Source organism: Mycobacterium sp. 1165178.9, assembly GCF_001673555.1.
Taxonomy (GTDB): Bacteria; Actinomycetota; Actinomycetes; order Mycobacteriales; family Mycobacteriaceae; genus Mycobacterium.
In genome coordinates, this window is sequence record NZ_LZMB01000573.1 from 1 (window position 1) to 13,681 (window position 13,681).

10 protein-coding genes and 1 pseudogene are annotated in these 13,681 nt (G+C 65.5%); 3 read left to right on the plus strand and 8 right to left on the minus strand.

The window, feature by feature from the left end; all coding sequences use genetic code 11:
- Positions 1-266 precede the first annotated feature (266 nt).
- Positions 267-398, minus strand: a pseudogene (locus tag A5652_RS27230) (lipid-transfer protein); the annotation flags it as partial.
- A gap of 133 nt (positions 399-531) precedes the next feature.
- Here A5652_RS27230 and A5652_RS29040 point away from each other — a divergent pair.
- Both A5652_RS29040 and A5652_RS27235 read left to right on the plus strand, forming a co-directional pair.
- On the plus strand, positions 532-2,685 hold the full coding sequence (locus tag A5652_RS29040; RefSeq protein WP_082984060.1) for a serine/threonine-protein kinase: 2,154 nt from the start codon (positions 532-534) through the stop codon (positions 2,683-2,685).
- A 319-nt stretch (positions 2,686-3,004) separates the two neighbouring features.
- Positions 3,005-3,463 carry a DUF732 domain-containing protein gene (locus A5652_RS27235; RefSeq protein ID WP_232001399.1) on the plus strand — a complete coding sequence of 153 codons (459 nt, stop codon included), beginning with the start codon at positions 3,005-3,007 and terminating at the stop codon, positions 3,461-3,463.
- A 266-nt stretch (positions 3,464-3,729) separates the two neighbouring features.
- On the opposite strand, the gene A5652_RS24290 is transcribed toward A5652_RS27235, so the two are convergent.
- A complete protein-coding gene (locus tag A5652_RS24290) occupies positions 3,730-4,689 on the minus strand; it encodes a proline dehydrogenase family protein (RefSeq protein ID WP_067358028.1) in 960 nt (319 codons plus the stop codon).
- A complete protein-coding gene (pruA, locus tag A5652_RS24295; protein WP_067358032.1) occupies positions 4,689-6,320 on the minus strand; it encodes an L-glutamate gamma-semialdehyde dehydrogenase in 1,632 nt (543 codons plus the stop codon). The genes A5652_RS24290 and pruA overlap by 1 nt, the downstream gene beginning before the upstream one ends.
- A gap of 83 nt (positions 6,321-6,403) precedes the next feature.
- On the opposite strand from pruA, the gene A5652_RS24300 reads away from it, so the two are divergent.
- Complete coding sequence (locus A5652_RS24300) at positions 6,404-7,996, plus strand: CdaR family transcriptional regulator (RefSeq protein WP_067358036.1); 1,593 nt, start codon at positions 6,404-6,406, stop codon at positions 7,994-7,996.
- 56 nt (positions 7,997-8,052) lie between these two features.
- Here the strand turns inward: A5652_RS24300 and A5652_RS24305 are convergent, their stop codons facing one another.
- From A5652_RS24305 to A5652_RS24325, 5 genes are all read right to left on the minus strand, one after another.
- A complete protein-coding gene (locus A5652_RS24305; protein ID WP_067358040.1) occupies positions 8,053-8,382 on the minus strand; it encodes a hypothetical protein in 330 nt (109 codons plus the stop codon).
- The gene (gene sat, locus A5652_RS24310) at positions 8,379-9,638 is read right to left on the minus strand and encodes a sulfate adenylyltransferase (RefSeq protein WP_067358044.1); all 1,260 of its coding nucleotides are present in this window, start codon (positions 9,636-9,638) and stop codon (positions 8,379-8,381) included. The genes A5652_RS24305 and sat overlap by 4 nt, the downstream gene beginning before the upstream one ends.
- 65 nt (positions 9,639-9,703) lie before the next feature.
- Entirely contained in the window at positions 9,704-10,372 is a 669-nt protein-coding gene (gene cysC, locus A5652_RS24315; protein ID WP_067358047.1) for an adenylyl-sulfate kinase, read from the minus strand.
- Between the two features lie 380 nt (positions 10,373-10,752).
- Complete coding sequence (locus A5652_RS24320; protein ID WP_067358050.1) at positions 10,753-13,116, minus strand: APC family permease; 2,364 nt, start codon at positions 13,114-13,116, stop codon at positions 10,753-10,755.
- 79 nt (positions 13,117-13,195) lie between these two features.
- A partial coding sequence (locus A5652_RS24325) for an aminotransferase class I/II-fold pyridoxal phosphate-dependent enzyme (RefSeq protein ID WP_156745525.1) occupies positions 13,196-13,681 on the minus strand: 486 nt, incomplete at its 5' end.

The following is a 13,681-nucleotide window of genomic DNA, read 5'->3' on the forward strand; positions in this document are numbered from 1 at the left end:
AAGCTCGAGTTGGCAACCACCCGCAGAAGCCCCACGCCGCAGCACCACGTCGGTCCACTCCCACAGAACGGCATCACGGGTCGACCGGCCGCCCGAGGTGGACCCGCAACAGCGTCCGCCGGTGCAGCGAGCTCAAGACTTGGAGCGAATCCCGCGTTGACGTGCAAGAGCCACCGACTGTGCGCTCACGGCTCTGAGTGTGAACACCCGGCGGCGACACGCCGATTTTGTCCGCCGAGGTTTCACACCCAACGCCACGGTTCCCCTCAGCCGGCCGGTGCGAGAATCAGCCCGCTGGTGGGCACGCCGGTGCCGGACGTGACCAGCACGTGTTCGACGTTGTCGACCTGATTGTGCGAGGTGCCGCGCACCTGCCGCACTCCCTCGGTGATGCCGTTCTGTGGGAGTGGACCGACGTGGTGCTGCGGCGTGGGGCTTCTGCTGGTGGTTGCCAACTCGAGCTTCGGTCGCGCACGTGGACTCCGACAAAGTTGCGCTGAAGTGCGAGCCATACCTTGGTACGGTCCCAAGATGAGGTTGAGAAACGGTGCAACCTTCGCTGGATACACGGTAGTGCGGCTGCTGGGTTCCGGGGCGACGGGCGAGGTCTATCTGGTCGAGCACCCAGATTTGCCGCGCCCACGCGCGCTCAAGATTCTGCCGGTGCAGATGTCAGCTGACACTGAGTTCCGGGCCCGGTTCTACCGCGAAGCCGATCTGGCCGCCACCTTCTACCATCCGCACATTGTCGGCGTACACGACCGGGGCGAGTTCGATGGCCAACTGTGGATCGCGATGGACTATGTCGAAGGCGCCGACGCCGCGCAGTTGATGAAAGAACACTGCCCGGACGGGATGCCGGCACATGACGTGTACGACATCGTGACCGCGGTGGCCGACGCGCTCGACTACGCCCACCAGCGGGGCCTAGTGCATTGCGACGTCAGACCGGAAAACATCTTGCTCACCAATCCAGGACACGGTGAACAGCGGATTCTGTTGGCCGGCTTGGGAATAGCCCGGCCACAGGGCGAGATCAGCGGACTGACCGCCGCAAATTTCACCGCGGAGCAGGTCGCCTACTGCGCACCCGAACAATTACTGGGCTCGGGCATTGACGGTCGCGCCGACCAGTACGCGCTGGCCGCCACCGCTTTTGACCTTTTTACGGGTGCGCCGCCGTATCAGCATTCCAGCCCGGTGGTTGTCATCAGCCGACACCTCAACGCAACACCGCCGAAGCTCGCTGATCGGCGCCCCGATTTGGCGCAACTCGACGAAGTGCTATCGACTGCCCTGGCCAAGGACCCCGCCGACCGGTTCGACCTGTGCCGCCATTTCGCCACCGCGCTCGCTGGTCGGGGCGCCGCTCCGCGGGAGTTCTTCGGCGCTGTGCGCCGCGCCCCGGGGCAAGACAACCCCGAACCGCCCAGCAGATCGGCGCCGGATCGACGACCCGGCGCGACAGCGCATTCGGCGTCCGCGCAGTCGGGATGGGAAGGCCTGGGACACCGGCGGCGCAAGATCCTGCTCGGGGCGGCAGCAGCGGCGGTCGTGCTTACCGTCATGGGCTGGATGGTCGGATACATGATCAACCATCAGACCTTCGCCCCGACCAGCACCCCAGCCGCTATCGCTCCGGGTCCGGTGCTCATCGGCACTTATGGCGTGGACTACGACGGGGCAAAGCGAACCAAGAATGGCACCATCGACCCCGCTACCGATGCGCCCAAGGCCTGGTGGGCGTTTCGTTCTTGGTGCACACCTCCGGATTGCGTCGCCACGGGGACCAGGCTGAACGACCACGACCCTCAAGTGGCGCGCACGCCAGGCGATACAAACGAGTTGCACTTCGTCGACGGTCACTGGCGGGCCGTGACTCATCAGGACAAAGTCGAGCAACAGCGGTGCTTGGCTGATAACGGAAAAATCTCAGCAGGTGCCGAGACCGAAGCGGTTACGTGGTCTTTAGAGCCGCAGCCCGACGGCACGCTCCGAGGCGTTCAAACCGATACTGTTCTCAGCAATGATTGTGGCGATCAAGGAACGGTGTACCGAACCCCGTTGGTGTTGACGCGGAAGGGCGATGTGCCGCGTGGTGTCGCCGTGGCCGACCCGGCGGCAATCACTACCAGCCCGTCCGCCGTCACCCCTGCAACAGCCGCTGCGGGTCCGGCCCTCGACGGCACCTATCGCGTGGACTACGACTGGGCAAAGCAAACGGCCAACGGCGCTCCAACAACCGGCGATCCCACAACCACTCAGACCACCAACTGGTGGGCGTTTCGTTCGTCCTGCACTGCCACAGGATGCGTCGCCACAGGTTCCCGCCTGGCCGAGACCAACCACAACGAGGCCAAAGGTGGTGCACGTGTTCTCCGCTTCGCGGACGGTCACTGGCAGGACACGCCTTACATTCATCCACCAGAACAGTGCCGCGGAACAAGCGGAACAGCCACCGATACCTCAACACTAAGTTGGACTTTGGACCCACAGCCTGACGGCACACTCCGAGGCGTTCAGACCGAAACCGTTCTCACCAATGAATGCGGCAATCAAGGCATGGTGTACCGAACCCCGGTGGTCGCGACCCGGACCGGCGATGTACCAACCAGCGTCACCATGGCCGACCCAGAGTTGTTCGCCACCCCGCCTGCGCCGCCCACCAACAGCCCTCATCCCTAGAGCGAACCCGAGATCGATGGTGAATCACAGTCATTCGGCGATCCACCGACCCGCGCTGACCGTTGACCCGGGACACCGACCAATTCGGCCCGCGACATTCGGCCCGCTGCGTACCTCGGATGTGCCGTTTGGGGTGATCGCGGCGCGGCCGGGCATGTGGTTGGGTTCGGGGCGGAAGCCCGTGCCCCGTCGTGGGGCCACGCCAGGGAAGTTGTCGCACAAGATGCGGGGCGATCGCCGCTCTGCGACGATTACGGGACAAGTGACTCCCATGAAGCTACTACTCGCGGCCCTGACAAGCCTTGCCGTCATCGTCGGCATGGGCGTACCCGCGCGCGCCGATAGCACCGACGACGCGTTCATCGCTTCACTGCAAGCGGCCGGCTTCACCTTTTCGGACCCGGGACAGACAATAACGGCAGCCCACTACGTGTGCCACGCCGCCGATGGTGGCACGGCTATGGCTGATATCGCGAAGGCAATCCAGTCCAAGGACTCCGCACTTAGTGACGATAAAGCGGCCAAGTTCACGGCAATCGCCGCTACCGCGTACTGCCCCCAAGCGCTTTCGTCCGACAGTTCCTCCAGTAGCGCCCCGACCAGTGCCGCCAGTGCCCCAAGTAACGCCCCAAGCGCTGCCCCGAGTAACGCTCCCAGTAGCGCCCCGAGTAACGCTCCGAGCAGTGCCCCGAGTAGTGCTCCCAGCAATGCCCCCACCGCTACCCCGAACACGCCCCCGCCCAATGACCGAGCGGTGCCCCGCAGCACCATCTCCTAGCGCGGAGCGGCGACGGTGACGGTGATCGTTGCGCCGGTCTCGTCCACTAGGCTCCCATCGGGATCGTGGCCGACCTCATCGAGCCGCGCAAGGCTCGCGCGTCAGGCGCCAAGGCGGGAGTTATTACCTACTACGGGCTTTGGCTGTGCGGCCGGGGCCGCGACCGTCGGCATGTCGTCGCACTGACTGCACACGCGAAGCCCTCGACGCACACTCAATGGCCGCAAATGTAGCGACGGCCCGCTGCGCCCGGCTTCTTGCGATCGTCACGGCTGCGCCAGGGCCCGCAGGAAGAACGCCAGATTGGCCGGCCGCTCGGCCAGCCGCCGCATGAAGTAGCCGTACCACTGGGTGCCGAACGGGACGTACACCCGCAGCTGGTTGCCCGCCGCGGCAAGACGCCGCTGCTCGTCGTCGCGAATGCCGTAGAGCATCTGGTATTCGAATTCGCCGCTGCGGCGGCCTGATTCGCGCACCATCGTCGGCACCGCGCTGATGATCTCCGGATCGTGGGAGGCCACCATCGGGTAGCCCGCCCCGGCCATCAGCACCCGCAGGCAAGCCAGATAGGAGTCGGTGACCTCGGCGGGCTCGCGGTAGGCCAGCGCGGCGGGTTCGTCGTAGGCGCCCTTGCACAGCCTGACCCGGGCGCCGGAGGCGGCGAATTCCTGGCAGTCATCCAGGGTGCGGCGCAGGTACGCCTGCAGAACCAGGCCCAGCCAAGGAAATTCGGTGCGCAGGTCGCGCACGATGCGCAGGGTGGAATCGGTGGCGGTGTGATTCTCGGCGTCGACGGTCACCCACACGCCGGCACGCTGGGCGGCGGCGCAGATCGACCAGGCGTTCTCCCGCGCGATCTTGTGCCCGTCGCGCTCCAGCGACTGTCCCAACGCCGACAGCTTGACCGAGACCTCTAAAGGCCGGATTACGCCGCTCATCCCACCGAGCCCACCCAAGGCGTCGATCAGATCCAGGTAGACCCGCACGGCCGCATCGGCGTCGTCGGCGTTGGCGACGTCCTCGCCCAGATAGTCGACGCTGACGAATCGGCCCGAATCACGCAGGACTGCCAGGCTATTCAGCACGGAATCGATCGTCTCTCCGGGAACGAATCGATGCACCACCTTACGGGTGACCGACAGCCGCTCGGCGATGCGGCGCAAGCTTTCTCGGCGGCTCGCGGCCATGATCGCCGGCCGCAGGGTGGTGGCGAACAGTCCGGTCATCAGTCGGCACCCATGTGCGGATACGTGTGTTCGATTGCGGGAACGAAGGTCTCCTTGACGGTGCGAGGCGACGTCCAGCGCAACATGTTCAGCATCGATCCGGCTTTGTCGTTGGTGCCCGAACCACGCGATCCCCCGAACGGCTGGCGCCCGACGACCGCGCCGGAAGGCTTGTCGTTGATGTAGAAGTTGCCGGCCGCGAACCGTAGCCGTTCCTGGGCGGTGAGCACGGCGTCGCGGTCCTCGGCGATGACCGCGCCCGTCAGCGCGTACCGAGAACCGGTGTCGACGACGCCGAGGATTCGCTCGTACTCGTTGTCGGGGTACACGTGCACCGATAGCAGCGGGCCGAAGTATTCCGTCGCGAATGACTCATCGGTCGGATCGTCGGACAGCAACACCGTAGGACGCACGAAATAGCCTTCGCTGTCGTCGTATTCGCCACCGACGGCGATCGTGACGTGCGGCGCGCCCTTGGCCCGCTCGATGGCGTCGACGTTCTTGATGAAGGCGCGCCGGTCGATCAGCGCTCCCCCGAAGTTGGTCAGGTCGGTGACGTCGCCGTAGGGCAACGCAGCGGTCTTGCCCAGGAAGTCGTCACCCATGCGGCGCCACACCGACTGCGGTACGAAGGCCCGCGACGCCGCCGAGCACTTCTGTCCTTGGTAGTCGAACGCGCCGCGGATCAACGCCGTGCACAACACCTCCGGGCGCGCCGAGGCATGCGCGACGACGAAATCTTTGCCGCCGGTCTCCCCGACTAACCGCGGATAACTCTGGTAGCCGCCGATATTGGCGCCCACCCGCTGCCACAGATGCTGGAACGTCGCCGTCGACCCGGTGAAGTGGATGCCCGCCAGCCGCGGATCGGCCAGCGCCACATCGGAAACGGCGAAGCCGTCTCCGGCCACCAGGTTGATCACCCCGGGCGGCAATCCCGCCGCCTCGAGCAACCGCATAGTGAAATAGGCCGACAACGTCTGGGTGATCGACGGCTTCCACACCACGGTGTTGCCCATCAGTGCCGGCGCGGTCGGCAGATTGCCCGCAATCGAGGTGAAGTTGAACGGCGTGATCGCGTACACGAAGCCGTCCAGGGGCCGGTACTCGCTGCGATTCCACTCCCCCGGCCCGCTGATCGGCTGCTGCGCCAGGATCTGCCGCGCGAAAGTCACGTTGAATCGCCAGAAGTCGATCTGCTCGCACGGCGAGTCGATCTCGGCCTGGTAGACCGACTTGGATTGGCCGAGCATCGTCGCGGCGGTCATCTTCTCTCGCCACGGCCCGGCCAGCAGGTCCGCGGCGCGCAGGAACACCGCCGCCCGCTCGTCGAACGGCATTGCCGCCCAGCCGCTTTTCGCCAACATCGCCGCCTCGATCGCCGCCGTCGCGTCGGCGTGCCCGGCGTTGGTCAGGGTGCCCAGCTTCGCGGCGTGCCGGTGCGGCTGGACGACGTCGATGCGCTCACCGTCACCCATCCGGTGGGTACCGCCGATGACATGCGGGAGGTCGATGGGCTGATCGATCAGCGCGGCCAGTTCGGCGTTGAGGCGCATGCGCTCCGGAGAGCGCGGTGCATAGTCGTGGACCGGCTCGTTGGCCGGCAAGGGGACCTGGGTTATCGCGTCCATACTGCAACGATCCTCGCGGCGGGCGCGCGGTGAATTAGCTGATCGGACAATACTTACGGCTCTTGGTAGTAACATCGGACAACATGGCGGCTGTGAGGCTGGGACAGCTGTTACTTGCGCTGGACGCGACCCTGGTGAGCCTGGTTGACGCGCCCCGGGGCCTCGACCTGCCGGTGGCGTCGGTGGCGTTGCTCGACTCCGACGACGTGCGACTCGGGCTGGCGGCCGCGGCGGGTTCCGCCGACGTCTTTTTCCTGTTGGGAATCGTCGACGACCAGGCCGTGCGGTGGATGGACAAGCAGGCGCGCGAACGCGTGCCGGTGGCCATCTTCGTCAAAGAACCGTCGGATGCCTTGGTGGCCAAGGCGGTTGCGGTGGGCTCGGCCGTGGTGGCCGCCGACCCGCAGGCCCGCTGGGAGCGGCTCTACCAGCTGGTCAACCACGTCCTGGAGCATCACGGCGACCGCGCGGACGCGATGGATGACTCGGGCACCGACCTGTTCGGGTTGGCGCAGTCGCTCGCCGAGCGCATTCACGGCATGGTCAGCATCGAAAACGCGCAATCACACGTCCTGGCCTATTCGGCCTCCAACGACGAAGCCGACGAACTGCGCCGCCTCTCCATCCTGGGCAGGGCGGGTCCGCCCGAGCATCTCGAGTGGATCGGTCAGTGGGGCATCTTCGATGCGTTGCGGTCGGGAAGCGACGTCGTCCGCGTCGCCGAGCGGCCTGAGTTGGGGCTGCGCCCGCGGCTGGCCGTCGGGGTGCATCAGCCCGCGCCCGATGCGCGGCGATCCTCGGTGTTCGCCGGAACCATCTGGGTACAGCAAGGCTCGCAACCGCTCTCCGAGGACGCCGAGGAAATGATCCGGGGTGCCGCCGTGCTGGCCGCCCGCATCATGTCGCGGTTGGCGGCCCGGCCGTCCACGCATGCCCGCCGGGTGCAGCAACTTCTCGGCCTTGCCGATGCCGATTCCCTCGCGCATGTCGACGTGGCCGCCGTTGCCCGCGAACTCGGTCTAGCCGTCGACGGCGACGCGGCCCTGATCGGTTGGGACACGGCGAACAGTTCTCCCCGTCACGCTCGGCTTGCTGACGTTATTGCGCTGAGCGCCAGCGCTTTTCGGCACGACGCTCAGGTCGCCTCGGCCGGGGCGCGGACGTATGTGCTCCTCCCGCAGACGCACAATCGGGCGGTCACCTCGTGGGTGCACGGCACCGTCGGCGCCATACGCGCCGAACTTGGGGTGCAGCTGAGGGCGGTCATCGCCTCGCCGGTCGCCGGCCTTGCCCGGGCCGCCGCGGCGCGCGTCGAAGTCGATCGCGTGTTGGACAGCGCTGAGCGACATCCGATTTCGTTCGGACGGGTGACGTCGTTGGCCGAAGCGCGCACCACCGTCCTACTCGACGAAATCGTGACCTTAATCGGTAGCGACGAGCGATTGATCGATCCTCGGATTATGGCGCTGCGCGATGACGATCCGGTGCTGGCCGAGACGCTGCGGACCTATCTCGATGCCTTCGGGGACATCGCCGCGTCCGCGCAATCGTTACGAGTGCACCCGAACACGGTTCGCTACCGGGTGCGCCGGATCGAGAAGTTGCTGTCGACGTCGCTGGCCGATCCCGAGGTGCGACTGCTGTTCTCGCTGGGACTAAGGGTCCTAAGAAAGTAACTGACCAGCTCCCTCGCGCCCGCGTATCGGCACGGGAGCCCCCGGACGGCCCCCTCCTATTTGCTATTCGCCGTCTCGGCTTCCTCGAGAAAGTGCCCCACCACATCCGGGCCGGTGGAGTGCATCTTGATGGACAGCTCCAGCAGCCTGTCCTTGGCCTGCTTCGGGAGCAGTTCGATCGAACCAGTGGTGGCCGAGTCATACTTCGCCCCGGGAAAGCGCTGCAGCAGAACGTCTTTCTGCTCTCCAGTGGTGTAGATCTCGAGCAGCTTCATGCCGGCGAACGCCTCGATCGCCCGGTCCGCCATTCCGGCGTTGGCCAGCGCTTCCAGCCGTTCCTCGTTGATCCAGACGTTGACCTTGATCTTCTTCTCACCCGTGCTCATGAGTTCTCCAATTGGTTCAGCGTAAAGACCGGCAGTCTGTCTTTCAGATACTCCTCGGTGACGAACGGCGAACCCTGGCCGTACTTGGCGGCGCTGTCCATCACCACTTCGAACACCTCGTGCCGCATCACCTTTTGGGTCGGCTTGACCTCGTCGGTCAGGATGCTGCGAATCAGGCTGCCGCTGAAGCTTTGCGACTGTTCATCGTGGCCGCACAACGCCGAGTTGGTGACCTCTTGACACACCGGGCAGTACCAATTCTCCCGCAGGAACACCGGTTTGATCCCAAGCTCGCTGCGGTGTTGCTTGAGGATGTTCTGGGAGTCGTAGGGGTGGTAGAAATCCCCGACGCCGGCGTGGTCCCGCCCGAACATGTGATGTGTGCAGCCGAGGTTCGTCCGCAGGATCGCGTGGAAGATGGCCTCTCTGGGTCCCGCGTAGCGCATGTCCCACAGCGTGAACGACACCAGATGGACATCCTCGCGGAAATACCCACTGGTCCGCAATTCGTTCTGCGCCAACAGAATCGCCTCGTCGATATAGTCTCCGACACGTTTCTGGCCGATGATGGCATTGACCAGCACACCCGTGTTCAGGTTGTCGACGGGCTGGTCCTCATTGGCCGCCAGCCACGCTTGCTTCATCAAGGCCTCATGACCGGTGTGCGGAACGTTTCGGGTCTGGTGGGCGACGGCACGCTTCCAGTTTTTTTGCGCGAGCGCATCCTTGTGCTGCCTGGGTGTCAGCCAGAAGCTCTTGAAGGGCTCGTTGAACACGGGCTCGTTGATCAGCGTGATGTCGCCGCCGATGAATCGGTTCGCGTAAGCCAACGTCTTCTTGACGCCCGGGTGCCGCGGATCGGTCGTCCCATAGGTCTTTTCGGCCATGCGCTCCAAGTCGTATTCGTAGATCTCGGAGACCTCGAAGATCGCCATCGGGGCATCGAGATATTCGAGCACGACGCGTTCGCCCTCTTTCACCCCGAGCTTCTCGACGTCTTCCGCGGACAGATCGAAGACGATCGGGATGCTCCACAGCGTGCCGTCGGGCAGCTGGAAGTCGTCCAGTGTGCCATCCACTTCGCGCCGGCCCATGAACCCCGAGAGCGGGGTGAAGAAGCCGTACGACAGGCTGATCACCTCGTGCGCGGTGGCTTTCGGGATCGGGATGCGTGGCAGCCCTTTGATCTGACTCGCCGCGTTGTCCGTCGACACCCGCTCCACGATCGGCTTGCCGTTATGACCCTGGTAGCTCATGAATGACCTCGTTTCGGTAATCGGCGACGGGACGCCTCCCGACGCCGTCGCTGCCGGGCTGTCCGCTAAGCGTCTCGGCGGACCGCGGCCGAGATGACGCCAACCTGCTCGAGGTGGGCGATCACCTCCTCGGCCAGCGTGTCCGCGTCCTTGCTGCCGCCTTCGAGCCGCAGTTCCGGCCGCGCCGGCGCCTCGTAGGGGTCGTCGATTCCGGTGAATCCCTTGATCTCGCCGGCCCGGGCTTTCTTGTAGAGCCCTTTTGGATCGCGTTGCTCGCAAATCTCGATCGGGGTATCGATGAAGATCTCCTGGAAATCGCCGTCATGCAAGGTGGCCCGAATGGCGTCACGATCACGAACGTAAGGGCTGATGAAGGCGGTCAAAGCGATGACGCCCGATTCGCAGAACAGCTTCGCGACCGCGCCGATCCGGCGAATGTTCTCCTCGCGATCCTGGGCGGAAAATCCCAGGCCGAACCGCTTCGCGAACTCGGGCCCGTGGCGCTCTTCGAGCAGTTCCGGACCGGCATTGAGCCCGTAGCGGACATTGTCGCCGTCCAGCAGGAAGCTGCGAATGCCCCGCTCATAGAGCTTTTGCTCCACGACGTTGGCCACCGTGCTCTTGCCGCTGCCGCTCAAGCCGGTGAACCAGATGACGCAACCTTTGTGCCCATTGAGGCCCTCGCGCTCGGCACGGCTTATCTGATGCTCGTGCCAAGTGATGTTGTTGGCCATTTCAGCTCCTGTTCACTCGGCCGCGCGTGGAGGCGTGCACGAAACCGGGATCGACCGTCTCGATGACGGGCGGTGGCGGAACCCTAACTGCCGCTTACCATCCTTCGCATCACCGTTCGCTGCACCGGCGGTCAAGCCCGGCACCACGTCCGCTCGACAGCGACTGTGCCCGCCGATCACCGACACCCGGCTTAGGCGCGGCAACCTCGCCGCATCGATCCTGGCCACGCACCTACCCATATTGTTTATCAATCAATCCGGATTAGAACCAGTCCACAAGTAAAGATGGCCAATTTACGAGGGTTTATTTTCGCTCCGGCGATGCTATGCAGGAGTTCGGCACCGCCCTCGCGCGGGTAGATCGCCGAGCGGGCGCGGCGCTACGTATCGCTGGTTTGTTCGGAGTCCTCGGACTCGGCGTCCTCCGCGGGATCCTCGATGATCTGATACGCCGGATCGAGCATGGAGATGGCCCGAGTGCCGGCCTGGCGAGCCTTTCCGGTGATCCGGAGCACCTGACCGGGTTGGATATCGGCGCCCCCGTTGCCCGGGCGGAAGGTGACACTCATTTCGCCGGTGCTGTCCCCGATGACGATCTGCCGGTGGGTCCGGCCGCGGGTGGTGACGTCTTCGACCTCGCTGACCCGCCCTTCGACACTGGCGCGCTGTCCGGAGATCAGGCCGGCCACCATGATCACCGACCGGGGCCGCTCCGGGTGTTCGTAGGCGTCGACTTTTTGATCCTCGTCCTGGGACACCCATGCCTCGATCTTGTCGATCCCCTGCCCGATCCGCTGCTCCAAGGTGTCGGGATAGGCCTCCCTGATCCGCGATTCGACGTCGTAGGGCACGATCGTCGCCGCGGCGTCGGGGATGAGGCTGACCGCTCGCGAAATCCTGTCGGCCGTGCGGTCGTGCAGCACCCGGCCCAACAGCCGGGCGAAAGTCCGTCGCGGCAGCAGCACCGTCACATTGGTGCGAGCCTCCTCGTCAAGCGCCTTGGCGACCAGCAGCTGCGCGGACCGGCTGATCCGGCGGTCGGGGCAATCCACGATCCGCAGGGGAGTGTCGAGTTCGAAATGGTCCCAACGCTTTCGCAGCAGCGCCGCATGGGCCGGGTCCACCATGAAATGCACCGCAATCAGCTCGTCGGCCCGCAGTCCCCTGCCGTAGCGCAACGCCTCGATCACCGCCAGGTCGACGGAGTCGACGAAGACGAACACCCGGTGCCGCGAGTACTTCACCAGCTCGGGGCGGTCGGTGCGGAACATCTCGAGAATGGCTGCCTCCGCGCGGTATTCGCGGTTGAGCCGGGTCAGCATGAACACCAACAGGGGGAAGACGACGACCACCAGCCAAGCGCCCTCGGTGAACTTCGCCACCGCGAAGATACCCACCACGATCGTCGACAGAATCGCCGCGGACAGGTTGATCGCCAGCCGACGTCGCCAGCCCGGTTCCCGATGCGTCAGATGGTGTTTGGTCATGCCGTAGCCGGCCATCGAGAAGCCGGTGAACACGCCGATCGCGTAGAACGGCACCAGCGCGTTCACCGAGCCACCGGTGGTCACCAGCAAGGCGACCGAGAGCGCCGTCAACGTGATGATGCCGTTCGAAAACACCAGGCGGTGGCCACGTTTGGTGAGCTGCCTGGGCAGGAAGCGGTCTTCGGCGACGAAACTGGCCAGGGCCGGAAAGCCGTTGAAGCTGGTGTTCGCGCCGGTGAACAGGATGGCCGCCGTCGCGGCCTGCACCATCACATAGAACACGTCGCCCATCGTGCCCTTGCCGAAAACGGCCCGGCCGATCTGCGACAAGACCGAGGGGTACTCCGTCAGATAGGGTGTGGCGTGGGTGGCGTGAGCCAGGTAGGCGACTCCGGCCAGCAGCAGACCCAGGACGGTGGCCATCGCGGTCAGCACGCGGCGCGCGTTGCGGCCCTGCGGTTTACGGAAGTAATCGACCGTGTTGGAGATCGCCTCGACCCCGGTCAGCGACGAACCGCCGTTGGCGAACGCACGCAGCAGCACCAGGATCGTGGCGCCCAGCACCAGCCCGTTCCCCTGGTGCACCGGCACGGTTCCGGCCATGCGGGCGGGATCGTAGACGGGCAGGTTACCGACGACCGCGCGGACGACGCCGACCACGATGGTCAGACCGACCATGACGATGAACGAATAGGTCGCCACCGCGAACGGCAACCCCGCTTCCTTCAGGCCGCGCAAGTTGGCGTAGCAGATGGCCAACACCACAGCGACGGTGAGTTCCAGGCTGTACGGCCCCAGCACGGGGATCGCCGACACCACCGCGACGGTGCCGGCCGCCGATTGCACGGCCACGGTGACCACATAGTCGATCAACAGCGCCGCGGCGGCGATCTGCGCCACCCTGGGCCCGAAGTTGTCGCGGGCGACGATGTACGAGCCGCCGGCTCGGGTGTAGGCCATGACCACCTGCCGATAGGACGCGGCCACCAGCACCAGGATCAGCAGGATGACACCGGTGATGGGCAACAGGAGCAGGAATGCGGCCAGCCCGGCGTGGGGCAACAGCTCGATCAGGATCTGCTCGGGACCATACGCGACGGAGGAGACCGCGTCGGGCGAAAGTGCGCCCAGCGCAACCGGATTCGACAGCTTCTCGGAGGCGATATCCTCGGTGATCAGCGGCTTGCCCAGGAACACCCGCTTGGTGATGTCTCCTAGCGAGAGCGGGATGCGCAGCTTGCCGGTCGAACTGGTCACTAGCACCGTCCTTACCCAGGGAACAAACGCCTCCGATGCATTGTGCACGCTCGGGCGCCCGGACGGTGCGGGCTTTCGGCTAGGCGAGCCGTTGCACGGCGGAGGCGATCCGGTCGTCGCTGGCGGTCAGCGCAACCCGCACGTGCTGGGCACCGCGCGGCCCGTAGAAATCACCCGGCGCCACCAGGATGCCGCGCTGCGCCAGCCAGGCGACGCTGTCGTGGCATGGCTCACCGCGCGTGGCCCACAGATAGAGGCCGGCTTCGGAATGGTCGATGGCGAAGCCGGCCGAACGCAGCGCGGGCAGCAGGGCCGCGCGGCGCCGTTCGTAGCGCGCCCGCTGAGCCAGCTCGTGGGCGTCGTCGTCCAGGGCGGCAACCATGGCCGCCTGCACCGGCGTCGGCACCATCATCCCGGCGTGCTTGCGGACGGCCAACAGCTCCGCGATCAGCTCGGGGTCCCCGGCGACGAACGCGGCCCGGTACCCGGCCAGCGACGAGCTCTTCGACAAAGAATGGATCGCGATCAGGCCGGTGTGGTCGCCGTCGCACACCGAGTGGGGCAG